15 protein-coding genes and 1 pseudogene are annotated in these 16,992 nt (G+C 73.0%); 13 read left to right on the plus strand and 3 right to left on the minus strand.

The genetic code is table 11. The annotated features are described in order from the left end of the window. The 6 genes and pseudogenes from AB0M52_RS15035 to AB0M52_RS15060 all read left to right on the plus strand — a co-directional run. Positions 1-102, plus strand: a pseudogene (locus AB0M52_RS15035) (response regulator transcription factor); the annotation flags it as partial. Continuing rightward, positions 99-1,157 (plus strand): HAMP domain-containing sensor histidine kinase, encoded by a 1,059-nt coding sequence (locus tag AB0M52_RS15040; protein WP_363953488.1) that lies wholly within the window; start codon positions 99-101, stop codon positions 1,155-1,157. The pseudogene AB0M52_RS15035 and the gene AB0M52_RS15040, both read left to right, overlap by 4 nt. 128 nt (positions 1,158-1,285) lie before the next feature. After that, the gene (locus AB0M52_RS15045) at positions 1,286-2,446 is read left to right on the plus strand and encodes a pyridoxal-phosphate dependent enzyme (protein ID WP_363953490.1); all 1,161 of its coding nucleotides are present in this window, start codon (positions 1,286-1,288) and stop codon (positions 2,444-2,446) included. Beyond that, entirely contained in the window at positions 2,443-3,570 is a 1,128-nt protein-coding gene (locus AB0M52_RS15050) for a D-alanine--D-alanine ligase family protein (protein ID WP_363953492.1), read from the plus strand. Before AB0M52_RS15045 ends, AB0M52_RS15050 begins: the two co-directional genes overlap by 4 nt. Then, positions 3,567-4,202 carry a M15 family metallopeptidase gene (locus AB0M52_RS15055; RefSeq protein ID WP_363953494.1) on the plus strand — a complete coding sequence of 212 codons (636 nt, stop codon included), beginning with the start codon at positions 3,567-3,569 and terminating at the stop codon, positions 4,200-4,202. The genes AB0M52_RS15050 and AB0M52_RS15055 overlap by 4 nt, the downstream gene beginning before the upstream one ends. 144 nt (positions 4,203-4,346) lie before the next feature. After that, a complete protein-coding gene (locus tag AB0M52_RS15060; RefSeq protein WP_363953496.1) occupies positions 4,347-5,027 on the plus strand; it encodes a hypothetical protein in 681 nt (226 codons plus the stop codon). Between the two features lie 128 nt (positions 5,028-5,155). Here the strand turns inward: AB0M52_RS15060 and gabT are convergent, their stop codons facing one another. After that, entirely contained in the window at positions 5,156-6,427 is a 1,272-nt protein-coding gene (gene gabT / locus AB0M52_RS15065) for a 4-aminobutyrate--2-oxoglutarate transaminase (RefSeq protein WP_363953498.1), read from the minus strand. A gap of 62 nt (positions 6,428-6,489) precedes the next feature. Then, complete coding sequence (locus AB0M52_RS15070) at positions 6,490-7,926, minus strand: gamma-aminobutyraldehyde dehydrogenase (RefSeq protein ID WP_363953500.1); 1,437 nt, start codon at positions 7,924-7,926, stop codon at positions 6,490-6,492. Between the two features lie 142 nt (positions 7,927-8,068). On the opposite strand from AB0M52_RS15070, the gene AB0M52_RS15075 reads away from it, so the two are divergent. Then, positions 8,069-9,508 (plus strand): aldehyde dehydrogenase family protein, encoded by a 1,440-nt coding sequence (locus tag AB0M52_RS15075; RefSeq protein ID WP_363953502.1) that lies wholly within the window; start codon positions 8,069-8,071, stop codon positions 9,506-9,508. Positions 9,509-9,514: 6 nt separating this feature from the next. Here AB0M52_RS15075 and AB0M52_RS15080 read toward each other — a convergent pair whose 3' ends face one another. Beyond that, on the minus strand, positions 9,515-10,747 hold the full coding sequence (locus tag AB0M52_RS15080; RefSeq protein WP_363953504.1) for an SUKH-3 domain-containing protein: 1,233 nt from the start codon (positions 10,745-10,747) through the stop codon (positions 9,515-9,517). A gap of 223 nt (positions 10,748-10,970) precedes the next feature. Here AB0M52_RS15080 and AB0M52_RS15085 point away from each other — a divergent pair, with 223 nt between their 5' ends. The 6 genes from AB0M52_RS15085 to manA all read left to right on the plus strand — a co-directional run. Continuing rightward, entirely contained in the window at positions 10,971-12,029 is a 1,059-nt protein-coding gene (locus AB0M52_RS15085) for a hypothetical protein (RefSeq protein ID WP_363953506.1), read from the plus strand. A gap of 69 nt (positions 12,030-12,098) precedes the next feature. Beyond that, on the plus strand, positions 12,099-13,478 hold the full coding sequence (locus tag AB0M52_RS15090; protein WP_363953508.1) for a phosphomannomutase/phosphoglucomutase: 1,380 nt from the start codon (positions 12,099-12,101) through the stop codon (positions 13,476-13,478). A 62-nt stretch (positions 13,479-13,540) separates the two neighbouring features. Continuing rightward, positions 13,541-13,723 (plus strand): Trm112 family protein, encoded by a 183-nt coding sequence (locus AB0M52_RS15095; RefSeq protein WP_111218344.1) that lies wholly within the window; start codon positions 13,541-13,543, stop codon positions 13,721-13,723. Further along, complete coding sequence (locus tag AB0M52_RS15100) at positions 13,720-14,916, plus strand: SIS domain-containing protein (RefSeq protein ID WP_363953510.1); 1,197 nt, start codon at positions 13,720-13,722, stop codon at positions 14,914-14,916. The genes AB0M52_RS15095 and AB0M52_RS15100 overlap by 4 nt, the downstream gene beginning before the upstream one ends. 105 nt (positions 14,917-15,021) lie before the next feature. Then, the gene (locus AB0M52_RS15105) at positions 15,022-15,975 is read left to right on the plus strand and encodes a cation diffusion facilitator family transporter (RefSeq protein WP_363953512.1); all 954 of its coding nucleotides are present in this window, start codon (positions 15,022-15,024) and stop codon (positions 15,973-15,975) included. 3 nt (positions 15,976-15,978) lie between these two features. Next, positions 15,979-16,992: mannose-6-phosphate isomerase, class I (manA, locus tag AB0M52_RS15110; protein WP_363953514.1), on the plus strand; the 1,014-nt coding region annotated here is incomplete at its 3' end.

The raw sequence follows: 16,992 nt of genomic DNA on the forward strand, positions 1-16,992 counted from the left end.
GTCGTACGGGTCACCATGATGACGCTGCGTAAGAAGCTCGGCACGCCGCAGATCATCCACACCGTGCCCCGGGCCGGCTACCGGATCGGCGGTGCGGCATGACCCCGCGCCGGCGCATCGTGCTGGTCGGCGTGCTCGCCCTGCTGCTCGGGTGCGCCCTGCCCGGCCTGGGAGCGACAGTGCTCGGCGTGCTGTGGGACCGCGGCCGATACCTCTGCGACCTGGGGCTGCCCGGGGCCGGGCTGGTGTGCCAGCCGGCGCGGGAACTCACCGGTTTGGCCGGCCTGCTCACCGTCCTGGGCCTCCTCGTGCTCGCGATGGTGGGGATCTGGGCCGCCGCGGTGTGGTGCCTGCGTCCGGTGCGGGACCTCGCCGGGCCTATCTCGCACGTCGGGCCGCAGAATCTCGGTCATCGGATCCGGCCGCGTGGCAACGACGAGCTGGCCCGGCTGGCCCGGTCGATCGACGAGATGATGGAACGCATCGCCGCCGGGTACGAGGGGCAGCGGCGGTTCGCCGCGAACGCCTCGCACGAGCTGCGTACGCCGCTGGCGGTGCAGCGGACGCTGATCGAGGTCGGGATGGCCCGGTCGCTCACCGGCGAGCAGCTTGAGCTGCTGACCGGCCAGCTGCTGGAGACCAACGAGCGCAACGAGCGGCTCATCGAGGGGCTGCTCGCGCTCAGCGAGAGCGACCGGGGGCTGCGTTCCCGCATCCCGCTACGCCTCGACGAGATCGTCAGCACGGTGCTCGCCGTCTACCAGGAGCGGGCCGAGGCGGCCGGGGTGACCATCGAGAGCCACCTCGTACCCCGGGTGGTCATGGGCGAGCGGGTGCTGCTGGAACGCCTGGTGACCAACCTGGTGGAGAACGCGATCAAGTACAACCGGCCCGGCGGCACGCTCACCGTCACGGTCGGCGGGGCCCCGGCGCTGACCGTGGTCAACACCGGCCAGGTGGTACCGGCCGAGGCGGTGGCCGGGCTCTTCGAGCCGTTCCGCCGCCTAGCCCGGGACCGCACCAACCACAGCGGTGGGGCGGGCCTCGGCCTGGCCATCGCCCGCTCGATCACCCAGGCGCACGACGGCCTCATCGCCGCCCGACCCGCTGAGTACGGCGGGCTGCGGGTGGAGGTCCAGCTACCCACCGCACCCTGACCCGGCCCCCGGGCCGAGATCACCACCCACCGCCCTGGCACGGGGCCGCGCAGCGCGGCACCCCGGCCTTTGGCGTGCCCGAAAACCGGCCGGCATCGAGTCCGCCGACGACTCGACAAGGAGATGCCATGTCCCGTACCGATCCATCCGATATCGCCCCGACCCGGGCCGATGTGACCGAAGCGGCCCACTGGCTTGACGGCCGGGTGGTGCGTACCCCGGTGCTGCACTCGCCGGCGATCGACCGGCTGGCCGGTGCCCGGGTGCTGCTGAAGGCGGAGAACCTGCAGACCGGAGGCTCGTACAAGATGCGTGGCGGGCTGTTCGCGGTCGGCCGGCTCGCCGCGGCCGGGCACGCCGGGGTGGTCGCGCAGAGCACCGGCAACCACGCCGTCGCGGTCGCGCTGGCGGCCCGGCGGCACGAACTGGCGGCCACCGTGGTGGTTCCGGTCGACGCCGCCCCGACCAAGGTCGCCCGCGCCCGGGCGGCCGGGGCCCGGCTGATCCTTGCCGGCACCACCGTCGAGGAGCGGCTGGCCGTGGCCCGTCGGATCAGCGCCGAGACCGGTCACCCCATCGTCGACGCGTACGACCACCCGGACGTCGTCGCCGGGCAGGGCAGCGCCAGCCTCGAACTGATCGAGGAGGCCGAGCGGGCCGGCACCCCACTGGACGCGCTGGTGCTGCCGGTCGGTGGGGGTGGCGGCGCGGCCGGTGCCTGCCTGGCCGGGGCCGGCCGGCCGATCGAGGTGTACGGCGTGGAGCCGGTCGGCTGCGACTCGCTGGCCCGCAGCCTGGCCGCCGGCCGGCCGACTCCGGTCACGCCGGCACCGACGATCGCCGACGGCCTGCGACCGTCCTGCGTGGGTGACCTGCCCTTCGCCATCCTGCGGACCCGCCTGACCGGGGTGATCCGGGTGGACGACGACGAGATCGCCGAGGCGTTCCGGCTGCTGCTGCTGGAGCTGAAGGTGCTGGCCGAGCCGTCCGGCGCGGCCGGCCTGGCCGGCGCGCTGCGCCTCGCCGCCGCCGTCACGCCGCGGTCGGCCGCCGCCGTCACGCCGCGGTCGGCCGCCGCCTTCGCGCTGCGGTCGGCGGGCGACGGCGTGCTGCGGTCGGCGGGCGACGGCGTGCTGCGGTCGGCGGGCGACGGCCCGGTGCGGTCGCCCGGCGAGGGTGGGCGCGGAGATCGCACGGTCGGTGTGGTGCTGACCGGCGGAAACGTGGAGGCGGAGCTGGTCGCCCGGCTGGCGACCGCCGCCCGATCAAGGAAAGAGGTGACGGCATGAGCGCACGCGTCCGGATCGGAATCCTGTTCGGCGGGCCGTCGGCGGAGCACGAGGTCTCCTGTGCCTCGGCGCTCGGCGTGGCCCGGGCGCTCAGCGGGGGCGGGTACCGGGTGGTGGCCATCGGTATCACCCGCGGCGGCGGGCTGCGGCTCGTCCCGGACGCGGTGCTGGCCGGCGCCGTCGACGGCAGCGCGGCGGAGCGGGCCATCGACGACCGGCTGACCGTGACCGGGCCGGCGGTGGAACTGCGGGCCGGGCCGCGGCGGGGGACCGCGCTGGTCACCGCGGTGGACGGGCCCGGCGCGGTGCACGCCGAGCTGGACGTGGTCTTCCCCGTCCTGCACGGGCCGTTCGGCGAGGACGGCGTGGTGCAGGGACTGCTCGAATCGCTGGGCGTGCCGTACGTGGGTTGCGGCATCCTCGCCTCCGCAGTTGGCATGGACAAGGTGGCGATGAAGCGGGCGCTGCGGGCCGAGGGAGTGCCGATCACGCCGCACGTCTCGTTCGACCGGCCGACCTACCGGGCCACCGAGGATCCGGAGAAGCTGGTGGTGGGCCTGCGCCGGCCGCTGTTCGTCAAGCCGGCCCGGATGGGCTCCTCGATCGGCATCTCCCGGGTGGCGGACGGCGACGACCTGGCGACGGCGGTCGAGGAGGCGCTGCGGCACGACAACCTGGTCGTGGTCGAGCAGGGGGTGACCGGCCGGGAGTTGGAGTGCGGGGTGCTCGGCGGCGTACGCCCGGAGGCGTCGGCGGTCGGCGAGGTGCGGGTGAGCGGGGGCTGGTTCGACTACCGGCAGAAGTACCTCGGCGACGCCGATCCGATGGTCGTGCCGGCCGCACTGCCGGAAGACGTGACCGAGCGGATCCGGGAGCTGTCGGTGCGCGCGTTCGCCGCGATCGGCGGGTGGGGACTGGCCCGGGTCGACTTCCTCTACGACGAGACGGCCGGCGAGCTTTACGTCAACGAGCTGAACACCATGCCGGGCTTCACCGCGCACTCGATGTACCCGAAGGTGTGGGCGGCCGCCGGCGTCGGCTATCGGGAGATCGTGGACCGGCTGGTCGCACTCGCCTTCGCCCGGTACGCGGACCGCCCCACCGGTGCGGGGGACCAGCGGTGATCCTGCTCTGCGACCCGCGCGTCGCGGCGGTGCCCGGCGCCGACGACGGCGAGCCACTGATCGACCTGCGCCAGGTTCCCGAACTGCGGTTGGACGGGCGGGCGGCCGATCCCGCGGGTGCGTACGCCCGGCTGCGTAAGGGGGTGGTCGACCGGTTGCTGACCGCGCAGAACGCGCTGCCCGACCGGCTGCACCTGCTGGTGATCGAGGGATACCGGCCCTACCAGGCGCAGTTGGACATCTTCACCGGCTACCACGACGAGTTGCGCCGCAACCACCCGGAGTGGTTGCCGCAGCGGGTGTACGAGGAGACCACCAAGTTCGTCTCGCCGGTCGAGGTGGCGCCGCACAGCACCGGTGGTGCTGTGGATCTTACTCTCTGCACCAGCGACGGTACCGAACTGGACATGGGTACGACGGTGGACGCCACCCCCGAGGCCAGCGGGAACGCCTGCTTCACCGCCGCGCCGACGATCGGCGGTGTGGCCCGCCGGAACCGCCGGACCCTGGTCGACGCGTTGACCGGTGCGGGCCTGGTCAACTACCCGACCGAGTGGTGGCACTGGTCCTACGGCGACCGGTACTGGGCGTTGTTGACCGGTGCGCCGCACACCCGCTATGGCCCGGTGTGAGCGGCTGCTCCGGCCTCGACCGAACGGCCGGCCGAATCGTTCAAGCGAAACTTTGTTTTCGATACGCGTCACTGCGCTGAACTGGTTAACGCTCCCAGGCCGTACCAGCACCTGACCGCAGTCGGTGAGGACGGGAGGAAACAGGTGAAGCTGCAGCGGAAGCACATGCTGGCGGCGGGGGTGGCGGTGGTCGCCACGGCGGCCGTGGCGGTGGGCACCGGGCTCGGGTTCGCCGACAGCGCACCGACCGGGCAGAGCGTCTGCCCGGGGTCGATCACGTTCTCGGCCGAGGGTGGTGCGCCGGCCGCCACCAGTAACCAGTTCCCGGTCGGGACCCGGCTGCGGGTGACCAACCTGGACAACAACAAAGCGGCGGAGGTGACCGTCGTCGGCCCCTCGGGCAGTTGCGTGCTGCTCAACTCGGCCGCGATGGACCTGGTCCGCGAGCCGGGGAAGAACGTGATCCGGCGCAACGTCGTCGAGCGGGTGGGCGGCGCGGTGGCGCAGCCGGGTGCGGGGCGACCGGACGGGGTCGGCGACCGGCCGGGCTCGGTCTCGCCGCCGGCCGGTCGGCCGGCTCCGAGGTCGGCCTGCCCGGGTGCGATCACGTTCTTCGACGAGGCCGCCGGACCGGCCGCCACCAGCAACCAGTTCCCGGTGGGGACCCGGTTGCGGGTGACCAACCTGGACAACAACAAGGCGACCACGGTGACGGTGACCGGTCCGTCGGGCAGTTGCGTGCTGCTCAACTCCGCCGCGATGGAACAGATCCGCGAGCCGGGCAAGAACCTGGTGCGCAACAACACCGTCGAGGTGCTGCGCTGAGTTAGCGACTGTCGGGAAACCCCGGATCGCCGGCTGGGCCCGCCGCAGCCGACGCGAGGTTTCCCGACAGTCTCGTTGGGTCGGGTGGGTGCCGCGCGGTGCGGACGCGGCACCCACCCGACCGGCCGTCAGCCGAAGGCGGCGTCGAGGATGTCCAGGCCGCGGGCCAGTTCGTCGTCGGAGATCACCAGCGGGGGCAGGAAACGCAGCACATTGCCGTACGTGCCGCAGGTGAGGGTGAGCAGGCCGGCGGCGTGGCAGGCCGCCGAGACCGCCGCCGTGGCGGCCGGGTCCGGGGTGAGCGTGCCGGGCTGGACGATCTCGACCGCGAGCATCGCGCCCCGGCCGCGTACCTCGGCGATGCGCGGGTCACGGGCGGCGATGGCCCGCAGCCGCTCGCCCATGACCGACTCGATCCGCCGGGCCGCGGCGGCCAGGTCCAGCTCGTGCATGGTCTCGATGGCCGCGAGGGCGCCGGCGCAGGCGATCGGATTGCCGCCGTACGTGCCGCCGAGGCCGCCGATGTGCACCGCGTCCATCAGTTCCGCCCGGCCGGTCACCGCAGCCAGGGGCAGCCCGCCGGCGATGCCCTTGGCCAGGGTGATCAGGTCCGGTTCGACCCCCTCGTGCTGACAGGCGAACCAGTCGCCGGTACGGCAGAAGCCGGTCTGGATCTCGTCGGCGATGAAGACCACCCCGGCCGCCGTCGCCCACTCGCGCAGCGCCGGCAGGAACCCCTCCGCCGGTACGACGAATCCGCCCTCGCCCTGGATCGGCTCGATCAGCAGGGCGGCCACGTTCTCCGCGCCGACCTGCTTCTCCACCAGCTCGATGGCGCGGGCCGCAGCGGTGGCGCCGTCCAGGCCGCCGTCGCGCAGCGGGTACGACATCGGCACCCGGTAGATTTCCCCGGCGAACGGCCCGAACCGGTGCTTGTACGGCATGTTCTTCGCCGTCAACGCCATGGTCAGGTTGGTCCGGCCGTGGTACGCGTGGTCGAAGACCACCACCGCCGGCCGCCCGGTGGCGTGCCGGGCGATCTTCACGGCGTTCTCCACCGCCTCGGCGCCGGAGTTGAACAGCGCCGAGCGCTTCTCGAAGTCGCCCGGGGTCAGCGCGTTGAGCTGCTCGCAGACCGCCACGTACGACTCGTACGGCGCGACCATGAAGCAGGTGTGGGTGAAGCGCTCGACCTGCGCCCGTACCGCCTCGACCACCTTCGGGGCGGAGTTGCCCACGTTGGTGACCGCGATGCCGGCGGCGAAGTCGATCCACTCGCGGCCCTCGACGTCGGTGATGGTGCCACCGGACGCGTGGTCCACGTACGCCGGGATGACGCTGCCGACGCCCCGGGCGACGGCGGCGCCTCGCCGCTTGTGCAGTTCCTCAGACGACGCCACTGCCGCACCTTTCGTTCGCGACTGCGGGGCTCGCAAACCCGGCTCACTCCTCGCGCTCACCGTCAGCCCTCGATGTTGTGCATGACGTGCTTGATCCGGGTGTAGTCCTCCAGGCTGTAGACCGAGAGGTCCTTGCCGTGCCCGGAGTGCTTGAAGCCGCCGTGCGGCATCTCGGAGATGAACGGGATGTGGGTGTTCACCCAGACGCAGCCGAAGTCGAGTCGGCGGGTCATCCGCATCGCCCGACCGTGGTCCTTCGTCCAGACGGAGGCGGACAGGCCGTAGTCGACGCCGTTGGCCCAGCGCACCGCCTCGTCCTCGTCGGAGAACCGCTGCACGGTGATGACCGGCCCGAACACCTCGTCCTGGATGATCTCGTCGTCCTGCCGGACGCCGGAGACGACGGTGGGGGCGTAGAAGTAGCCGCGCTCACCCACCTGAGCGCCGCCGGTCTGCACCGAGGCGTGGTCCGGCAGGCGGTCGAGGAAGCCGCGGACCCGGGCGAGCTGGTTGGCGTTGTTCAGCGGGCCGTAGAGCACGTCCGCGTCGTCCGGCGCGCCGGTCTTGGTGTTGCGGGCCTGCTCGGTGAGGGCGGCGACGAAGTCCTCGTGCACGCCGGGAGCGGTGAGCACCCGGGTGGCCGCCGTGCAGTCCTGGCCGGCGTTGAAGTAGCCGCCGACCGCGATGGCCTCGGCCGCCGCCGCGATGTCGGCGTCGTCGAAGATCACCACCGGTGCCTTGCCGCCCAGCTCCAGGTGGGTCCGCTTGAGGTCGGGCGCGGCGGCCGCGGCGACCTCCATGCCGGCCCGGGTCGAGCCGGTGATCGACACCAGCTGCGGGGTGGGGTGCGCGACGAGCGCGCGTCCGGTGTCCCGGTCGCCGCAGACCACGTTGAACACGCCCGGCGGCAGGTACTCGGCGGCGATCTCCGCCAGCAGCAGCGTCGACACCGGCGTGGTGTCCGAGGGCTTGAGTACGACCGTGTTGCCGGCGGCGAGCGCCGGAGCGATCTTCCAGACCGCCATCATCAGCGGGTAGTTCCACGGGGTGACCTGGGCGCAGACGCCGATCGGCTCGCGTCGCACGTACGAGGTGTGCCCGGCCATGTACTCGCCGGCCGAGCGGCCCTCCAGCAGCCGGGCGGCACCGGCGAAGAACCGGAACTCGTCGACCGCGGGCGGCAGCTCCTCGTCGGCGGTGAGCTGCCGGGGCTTGCCGGTGTTGCGTACCTCGGCGTCGACCAGGTCGGCGGCCCGGGCCTCGACCGCGTCGGCGAGCTTGAGCAGCGCCTTCTGTCGCTCGGCCGGAGTGCTGTCCCGCCAGCTCTCGAAGGCCGTCGCAGCGGCTTTCATGGCCGCGTCGACGTCGGCGGCACCGGAGACCGGAGCCTGGGCGAAGACCTCCCCGGTACACGGGTCGATCAGGTCGGCGTAGCCACCGTCGGCCGGCTCGACGTACTCGCCGTTGACGAAGTTGCGCAGCTTCTGCTGGTCACTCATGACTGGATCACTCCGAGGGGTACGGGGGGTCGCGCTGCGGCGGTTATCGCAATCTTCTTGCCATCTTCGCTACTGAATTCGCGGCAGACAAGGGTTGAGGCGACTGTTTCCGTCGGCTCCTCGGTGGTCTACGCTGCCGAACGTGGAGCCCACACCGTTCTTCGTCGCCGGTCGTCCCACCCACGGTGTCGACGAGGTGACTGTCCATCACCCGTACGACGGGCGCCCGGTCGGGCGTACCACCCTCGCCACCGCTGGCCAGGTCGAAGCGGCTGTGGCGGCGGCGGCTGAGGTGGCCGCCACGGCCGCCGCGCTGCCCGCGCACGCCCGCGCCGCCGCGCTGGACCACGTCTCGCGCCGGCTCGCCGAGCGGGCCGAGGAGATCGCGGCGCTGATCACCGCCGAGAACGGCAAGCCGATCAAATGGGCTCGCGCCGAGGTCGGCCGGGCGGTGTCCACCTTCCGGTGGGCGGCCGAGGAGGCGCGGCGCTTCTCCGGGGAGCTGCAACGGCTCGACACCGACCCCGCCGCGACCGGCCGGATCGCGCTGGTGCGGCGGGTGCCCAAGGGGCCGGTGCTGGGCATCGCTCCGTTCAACTTCCCGCTGAACCTGGTGGCCCACAAGGTCGCCCCCGCGATCGCGGTCGGCACGCCCATCGTGGTCAAGCCGGCACCGGCCACCCCGCTGTCGGCGCTGCTGCTCGGCGAGATCCTGGCCGAGACCGAGCTGCCGGCCGGGATGTTCTCGGTGCTGCCGCTGCCCAACGAGCGCGCCGCCGAACTGGTCACCGACCTCCGGCTGCCGGTGGTCTCGTTCACCGGCTCCGGGCCGGTCGGCGCGGCCATCCGCCGATCCGTGCCGGAGAAGCACGTGACGCTGGAGCTGGGCGGCAACGCTGCGGCGTTGATCTGCGAGGACTGGTCCGACGACGAGGACCTCACCTTCGCCGCCCACCGGATCGCCACCTTCTCCAACTACCAGGCCGGGCAGTCCTGCATCGCCGTGCAGCGGGTCTACGTGCACGAGTGGCTCTACGACGGCTTCCTGCCCCGGCTGGTCGCGGCCGTGCGCGAACTCCGCACCGGCGACCCCTCGGACCCGCTGACCGACGTCGGCCCATTGGTCTCCGAGGACGCCGCGCGTCGGGTGGAGGCGTGGGTGGACGAGGCGGTGGCGGCCGGTGCCACCATCGAGACCGGTGGTCGGCGGGACGGCGCGACCTACCCCCCGACCGTCCTCAGTGGAGTCCCGAAGGGCGCCAAGGTCTGCACCGAGGAGGTCTTCGGGCCGGTGCTTGTCGTGGACCGGGTCGAGGACGACAAGGCCGGCTTCGCCGCCGTCAACGACTCGGCGTACGGCCTGCAGGCCGGTGTCTTCACCCGCCGGCTCGACGTCGCCTTCGCGGCGGCGCGGACCCTGGAGGTGGGTGGCGTGATCGTGGGCGACGTGCCGTCGTACCGTGCCGACCAGATGCCGTACGGCGGGATGAAGGGCAGCGGCGTTGGCCGGGAGGGGCTGCGCAGCGCCATGGACGACTACACCGACCCCCGGGTCACGGTCCTCACCGGCGTCCAGCTGTAGCGCGGCTCACCAGCTGCCGTCGTCGCGTACCCGGGCCGGGGCGCGACCGAGCAGCAGGGTGGTGAGTGCGGCGTCGATGTCCGCCCCGAGGAACCACTCGCCGGCCTGATCCAGCGCGAAGATCCGGCCGTGCTCGTCCACGGCGATGATGCTGTGCTGATCTTCCGTGCCGATCGGGAACAGGCGTGCGCCGATCACCGTCGCGAAGTCGGCGAGCGAGTCGGCGGTGTGGGCGATCTGGCGGGGACGAATGTCGAAGCGGGAGATCCACACCTGCTGACCTGGGCCTCGCCGCCTGCCGACCAGGCTCGGGAAGGCGGTGAGGGTGGACGTCACGGCCGGGAAGGTCGGGTGCTCGTGGGTCCTGCCGCGTACCGCACTGACGTCATGGATGGCCGACCTCGCCACCACCTCGTCGGCGAAGTGTGGTCGCCAGCCGGCAGCGACGAGAGCCTGGGCGACCTCCGGTGGGAAACGACCCGGGGACGGGTCGGGGGCCGGCTCCGGAAACCAGGGCACCGGGTCGGCCCGTTCGGAGCACGGCAGGACGTTAAAGTCCACCAGCAGGTCGAGGCACGAATCGCAGGGCCGATCCGTGGGCCCGCCATGCGGGTCGCCCGGCTCGCGCACCCGGAACGCCTCGATCCGAGCGGACTCCAGCAGATCCTTTGCGTCGCCCATGCTCATCGGGGCGATGCCCTCGGCGGCGCGGTGGTGGTCGTACTCGTGCAGGACGTCGGAGACGACGGCCAACTCGGCGTGCCGGTCGCCGCCGCGGACCAGCTGCCCGGCGGGCAGTTCGTCGAGGTACGCGCGGACCAGCGGATGGTGGTTGAGCCCCACGTCCCCCTTGGCGCCGTGCGCGGTGAAGATCCGCCCTTCGAGGTTGAGGTGCGCCGTCGTGGTCGGTGTGGGCAGCCGGCTGATCTCCCGCAGCAACTGGCCGGCGGGGTCCACGGTGCGTGCGACCGGTGGCCCGGTGGGTCGGCTGCGGCGGTAGAGCCGCTCGACCACGGCGGGCGGCACCCGTGGCCAGGTGGTCACCTCGCCCGTCTGTTTGTCGACCACACTGGTCGGCAGGTCCCCGGGCAGCGCTCTGACCTGTGTGGACACCGTGGATGTGATGACGTACCCCAGGTCGAACTCCGCGACGGTGGGACGGCACTCGTGCCCGAGGCGCAGCGAGTCGCGACGGGCCCAAACGGCAGCGATCTGCTCGGCCTGGTCGCGGTCGATCACACCGGGGAACCTACCGGACAACGCGATTTGGTGGCGTTCCGTGCGGCCGGGCCTACCGACGGTGAGCCGAACGGTCGGTTTCCCGCGCCGAGCGGCACGAGCCGAGGAGTGCGCGCCGGGTGGCGCGGCGCACATCCGGGGAGTTCGATGACCAGCCGCCGTCCGGCCCCGGTAGTAGCCTGACCGGCGGTTCCCCCGTCCGGGGGAGGAACGGTGGTTGATCATGTCGGTACGTCGCCACGCGGCGCGCCTCGCGACGGTCTGCGTGTTCCTGGGCGGCCTCGTGGTGCTCGGCGGCGCGCCCGCGCACGCCGACGAGGACCGGGTACGGGTGCGGTCGTCGGGCAGCTTCGACGCGGGCCGTTCCGCCCAGGGCGTGACGGTGGAGGTGCGCAAGCGCACCGACGGCTGCGTGCGGGTACGCAGCGCACTGGCTCTGAGCCTGCCCGACCTCCGGCCCGACCAGGTCGTGGTGCAGGCCAACGTGGGCGGGCGGTGGGTGCCGGTGGCGGTCTCCGGCAATGCCGGGCTGGTGACCACGGCCCCGATCGCCCCGGTCAAGGACGAGCTCTGCGAGGACAAGGGCGTGTCGATGCGGTACCGCGTCGCCTTCGCCGCCGACGCGCCTGGCGGCCGACTGATCGTGGCGGGGGAGGCCGTCACGGCGAGGGGGGTCGTGCTGGGGCGGGACGCGAAGGAGTCCCGGGTGGTCGGCGGGCGGGTCCCGCCGTCGCCGTCACCGTCGCGGTCGCCGTCGCCGACGCCGAGTGCGGACGTCGCCGAGGAGCCGCCCACCGAGGCCAGCCCAACCGTGGCGCTCGCCGCGGACGCTCCGGCGGACCTCGCTGAGACGGCCAACGAGTCCTCCGGCGGGTCGCCGGTGATGTACTTCGGCGTCGCCATGGTCGCCGCCGGGGCTCTGCTCATCGGGCTGCTGATCCACCGCTCGCGGAAGGATCGGCGGCAGAGCGGCGCGAAGCACGACATCCCGCTGCCGGGCAACCCGGGCGGCACCACCTACCGCTCCGCCGGCGGCCCGGGCGCCACGCCGGTCCGGCCTGGCCCGAATGCCACGCCGGTCCCGCCGGTCCCGGGTGGCACCCCGGTTCCGCCCGGTCAGGTGTACGGGACGAGCCGGCCCGGCACGCCACGGGTCTACGGGGGCACACCCGCCCCCCGCCAGTCCGGTGGCCTGTACGGTGCGCGACCGGACGAGCAGAACCCGCCGCCGGCCACCCGAGAGGGCGATGACCAGGGGTACGGGCGCGGGCTCTCCGGCTGAGCCGGGGCAGGGCCCGCCCCTCCGATACGCTCAGGTTCGTTGACGACCTGCAGTCGAGGAGTGGAACCGGTGTCTGATCTGTCCCGGATCGTGAAGGCGTACGACGTCCGTGGGACGGTGCCGGACCAGTGGGACGAGCGTGTCGCTGGGGCCCTGGGCACCGCCTTCGCCCAGCTGCTAGACGCCACCGGTGAGCCGGAGAAGGCCGTGCTGATCGGGCACGACATGCGGGCCTCCGGGCCGGGTCTGGCCGCTGCGTTCGCCACCGGCGTACGCGCCGAGGGGCGCCCGGTCATCGAGATCGGGCTCGCCTCGACGGACATGGTCTACTACGCCTCCGGTGCGCTCGGGCTGCCCGGGGCGATGTTCACCGCCAGCCACAATCCGGCGCAGTACAACGGCATCAAGATGTGCCACGCCGGCGCCCGCCCCGTCGGGCAGGACAGCGGGCTGGCCGAGATCCGCGACCGGGCACAGGCCCTGCTCGACAAGGACGAGCCGCTCGGCGAGCCGACCGCGCCGGCCGAGCGGCGGGACCTGCTCGCCGACTACGCGGCACACCTGCGCACGCTGGTGGACCTCTCCGGCATCCGGCCGTTGACGGTGGTGGTCGACGCGGGCAACGGCATGGGCGGGCACACCGTACCCAGCGTCCTCGGCGACGCCGCCCTGCCGGCCCTGCCGCTGCGGATCGTGCCGCTGTACTTCGAGCTGGACGGCACCTTCCCCAACCACGAGGCCAACCCGCTGGATCCGGCCAACCTGGTCGACCTGCAGCGCGCGGTGGTGGCGCACGGCGCGGACCTCGGGCTGGCGTTCGACGGGGACGCCGACCGCTGCTTCGTGATCGACGAGCGCGGCGAGCCGGTCTCGCCGTCGGCGATCACCGCCCTGGTCGCGGCCCGGGAGTTGGCCAAGTACCCCGGTTCGACGGTCATCCACAACCCGATCACCTCCAAGGCGGTGCCGGAGATCATCCGGGAGCACGGTGGCGAGCCGGTGGTGGCCCGGGTCGGCCACTCGTTCATCAAGGCCGAGATGGCCCGCACCAACGCGGTCTTCGGTGGCGAGCACTCCGCGCACTACTACTTCCGGGACTTCTGGTTCGCCGACACCGGGATGCTGGCCGCGATGCACACCCTGGCCGCGCTCGGTGAGCAGCCGCTGCCGCTGTCCACGCTGGCCGCCGAGTACGAGCGGTACGTCGCCTCGGGTGAGATCAACTCCACGGTGGCGGACCAGGCGGCCAAGGTGGCCGAGGTGCGTGCCGCGTACCCGGACGCCGAGGCCGACGAGCTGGACGGGCTCACCCTGCGCTTCCCCGACGGGGCGTGGTTCAACCTGCGTGCCTCGAACACCGAGCCGTTGCTGCGGCTCAACGTCGAGGCACCCACCGCGGAGCGGATGACCTCGCTGCGCGACGACGTGCTCGACCGGGTTCGCCGATAAGATCGCTCGCGCCGGTCGGCACCGTCGATCGGTGAAGCCGCATACGTGGAAGGAGCCGCGCAGTGGCCCTCGACCCGCAGTTGCTGGACATCCTCGCCTGCCCGGACACACACCATGCCCCGCTCGACTACGACGCGCAGGCCCAGACGCTGACCTGCACCGAGTGCGGCCGGATCTTCGAGGTCCGCGACGACGTACCGGTGCTGCTGCTGGACGAGGCGCGCGGCCCCGCGGAGCGGTCGTGATCGACGGAACGGCCGGCGTCAGCGGCCACCGCCACGCCGACGACCGGCTGCTCGACGACCCGGAGGCACTGGCCGAGCGGGACCCGGGCGGCATGCTGCGGCACACCGCCTCGGCCGGCGCGCAGGTCCGCGAGTCGGCCGCGTTGGCCGCCGAGGCCAACCTGTCCGTACTCGGCGGCGAGGGGCGGCCCCGGGCGGTCGTCATCGCCGGCATCGGCACCGCCGGACGTACCGGTGACGTGCTGGCCACGGTCGCCGGGCCGCGTTGCCCGGTGCCGGTCATCCCGCACCGCAGCGCGGGGGTGCCCGGCTGGGTCGGTGCGGCCGACGTGGTGATCGCGATCAGCGCCTCCGGTCGCAGCCCCGAGGCGCTGGGTGCCGCCGAGGCCGCCCACCGGCGCGGTGCCCGGCTGGTCGCGGTGGCACCGCCGGACTCGCAGCTGCAGTCGGTGGCCGAGCGGGCCCGCGCCCCGTTCATCCCGGTGCCCCGGCGGGCCCCGGCCCGGGCCAGCCTCTGGGCGCTCACCGTGCCGGTCCTGCTCGCGGCCCGGGCGCTCGGCCTGGTGAAGGTCAACGAGGCGGATCTGGCGGAGACGGCGGCCCGGCTGGACGCCGACGCCGACCGGTGCCGTCCGACGGCGGAGTCCTTCGTCAACCCGGCGAAGTCCCTCGCGCTCGGCCTGGCCGGGTCGATCCCGATCGTGTGGGGTTCGTCGCCGCTCGCTTCGGTCGCCGCCCGCCGGTTCGGCGACACGCTGTCGGCCAACGCCCGGTACCCGGTGGTCACCGGGGCGCTCGGTGAGGCGGGCCGGGGGCGGGTCGGCCTGCTCGATGGCGTCTTCGGCGGTCTCGCCGAGGGGGAACGGGACATCTTCGCCGATCCGGACGAGTCGGCCGGCGAGGACACCCGGCTGCGGCTGGTGCTGCTGCGCGACGGCGGACTGAACGCCGAGGACGACACCGACGAGCCCCTCGCGGTCGAGGAGCGCCGCGCGGAGGCGGTGCAGACCCTCGCCGAGCGGCGCGGCGTACGGTGCGACGTGGTCACCGCCGAGGGTGGTTCGGCGCTGGAGCGGCTGGCCTCCCTGGTCGCGGTGCCCGACTTCGCGTCGATCTACCTGGCGCTGGCGCACGGCCTGGACCCGATGGCGGTGCCGGCGATCACCAAGATGAAGGAGCTGTCCAACCAGTGAGCGAGCGCAGCGAGCGAACCGTTGGGCTCAGCAGCGTGGCGCCTCGCGCCGCTGCGCAGCGCAGCGGAGCAGCGGCGTGAGCGAGCGCGGCGGCGGAGCAGCGGCATGAGCGCCCAGGGCGGTACCCGGGCGATCATCGCCGCGCTGCTGGCCAACCTCGGCATCGCCGTGACGAAGTTCGTCGCGTACCTGCTGACGAGTTCGTCGTCGATGCTGGCCGAGTCGATCCACTCGGTGGCCGACTCGGGCAACCAGGCACTGCTGCTGATCGGTGGCAAGCGGGCCAGGCGGGAAGCCACCGCGCAACACCCCTTCGGTTACGGTCGGGAGCGCTACGTCTACGCGTTCATCGTCGCGATCGTGCTGTTCAGCCTCGGTGGGCTGTTCGCGCTGTACGAGGCGTGGCACAAGTGGTCCGAGCCGCACGGGATCACCAACTGGCAGTGGGTGCCGGTGACGGTGCTGCTGGTGGCGATCGTGCTGGAGTCGTTCTCCTTCCGTACGGCCATCAAGGAGTCCAACCTGATCCGGGGCCGCGAGCCCTGGACCCGGTTCATCCGCCGGTCCAAGGCGCCGGAGCTGCCGGTGGTGCTGCTGGAGGACTTCGGCGCGCTGGTCGGCCTGGTCTTCGCCCTGATCGGCGTGGGGATGACGCTGATCACCGGCAACGGCCGGTGGGACGCGGCGGGCACCGCGATGATCGGCTTGCTGCTGGTCTCCATCGCGATCGTGCTGGCCATGGAGACCAAGAGCCTGCTGCTCGGGGAGGGAGCCGAGCCGGCGGAGGTCGCGGCCATCGAGCGGGCGATCACCGCCGGTCCCGAGGTCGAGCGGATCATCCACATGAAGACGCTCTACCTCGGCCCGGAAGAGCTGCTGGTGGCCGTGAAGGTCGCGGTGGCGCGCTGCGAGACCGCCGAGGAGGTGGCGCGGGGCATCGACGCGGTGGAGGAGCGGATCCGCGCCGCGGTGCCGGTGGCCCGGGTCATCTACGTGGAGCCGGACATCTACCAGGCCCAGGCCGGCCCGTCGGAGACGGCCGGGCAGCCCGGGAGGTGACCGGTGGAACCGCTGTACGGGCCGATCAAGGACTACGCCTGGGGATCCCGGTCGGCGATCGCCGAGCTTCAGGGGCGATCGGTGCCGAGCGACGGGCCGGAGGCCGAGCTGTGGCTGGGGGCGCATCCGGGCGCGCCGGCCGCTGTCGAGCGCGACGGTGCCCGGGTCGCCCTGACCGATGTGCTCGCCGCGGCCCCGGGTGACTGGCTCGGTCAACCGGTGCTCGACCGGTTCGGGCCGCGGCTGCCGTTCCTGCTCAAGGTGCTGGCCGCGGAGGCGCCGCTGAGTCTGCAGGCCCATCCGGACGCCGAGCAGGCCCGGGTCGGGTACGCCGGGGAGAACGTCCGCACCGACGGGCACCGCAACTACGTCGACCCGTTCCACAAGCCTGAGCTGCTGGTGGCGCTCGGGCCGATGGAGGCGCTGTGCGGGTTCCGGGATCCGGCCATCTCGGCGGCGGTGCTCGCCGGGTTGGGCGTACCGGAGCTGCGGCCGGTGCTCGACGCGTTGGGTGCCGGGCCGGCGGGGCTGGCCGAGGCCGTACGTCTGCTGCTGGCCTGGCCGGCGGCGGAGCGGGCCGGGCTGGTGGCGGCGGTACGGGCGGCGGCGGTCGCCGGGCCGGCCGCGGACCTGGTCGCGTTGCTGGCCGAGGCGTATCCGGCCGATCCCGGGGTGCTGGTGGCGCTGCTGCTCAACCAGGTGCGGTTGGCCCCGGGCGAGGCGATCTGGATGCCGGCCGGGAACCTGCACGCGTACCTGCGCGGTACCGGTGTGGAGGTGATGGCGGCCAGCGACAACGTGTTGCGGGGCGGGTTGACCGCCAAGCACGTGGACGTGGCCGAACTGCTCCGGGTGCTCCGCTTCGAGGTGCTGGAGAAGCCGGTGGTGTCGCCGCGGCCGGTCGCGGACGGGGTGGTGACCTGGCCGGTGCCGGTGGAGGATTTCGCGCTGCACCGGGTGACGGTGGACGGCGGGCGGCCCGAGGTGACGTTGTCGGTGCCGGGGCCGCGGGTGGTG

The organism is Micromonospora sp. NPDC051296, from assembly GCF_040682255.1.
Lineage (GTDB): Bacteria > Actinomycetota > Actinomycetes > Mycobacteriales > Micromonosporaceae > Micromonospora > Micromonospora craterilacus.

Coding starts and splice junctions, on each gene's coding strand:
- AB0M52_RS15040 (WP_363953488.1), top strand. CDS start 99: ATGACCCCGCGCCGGCGCATCGTGCTGGTCGGCGTGCTCGCCCTGCTG.
- AB0M52_RS15045 (WP_363953490.1), top strand. CDS start 1,286: ATGTCCCGTACCGATCCATCCGATATCGCCCCGACCCGGGCCGATGTG.
- AB0M52_RS15050 (WP_363953492.1), top strand. CDS start 2,443: ATGAGCGCACGCGTCCGGATCGGAATCCTGTTCGGCGGGCCGTCGGCG.
- AB0M52_RS15070 (WP_363953500.1), bottom strand. CDS start 7,926: ATGAGTGACCAGCAGAAGCTGCGCAACTTCGTCAACGGCGAGTACGTC.
- AB0M52_RS15085 (WP_363953506.1), top strand. CDS start 10,971: ATGTCGGTACGTCGCCACGCGGCGCGCCTCGCGACGGTCTGCGTGTTC.
- AB0M52_RS15105 (WP_363953512.1), top strand. CDS start 15,022: ATGAGCGCCCAGGGCGGTACCCGGGCGATCATCGCCGCGCTGCTGGCC.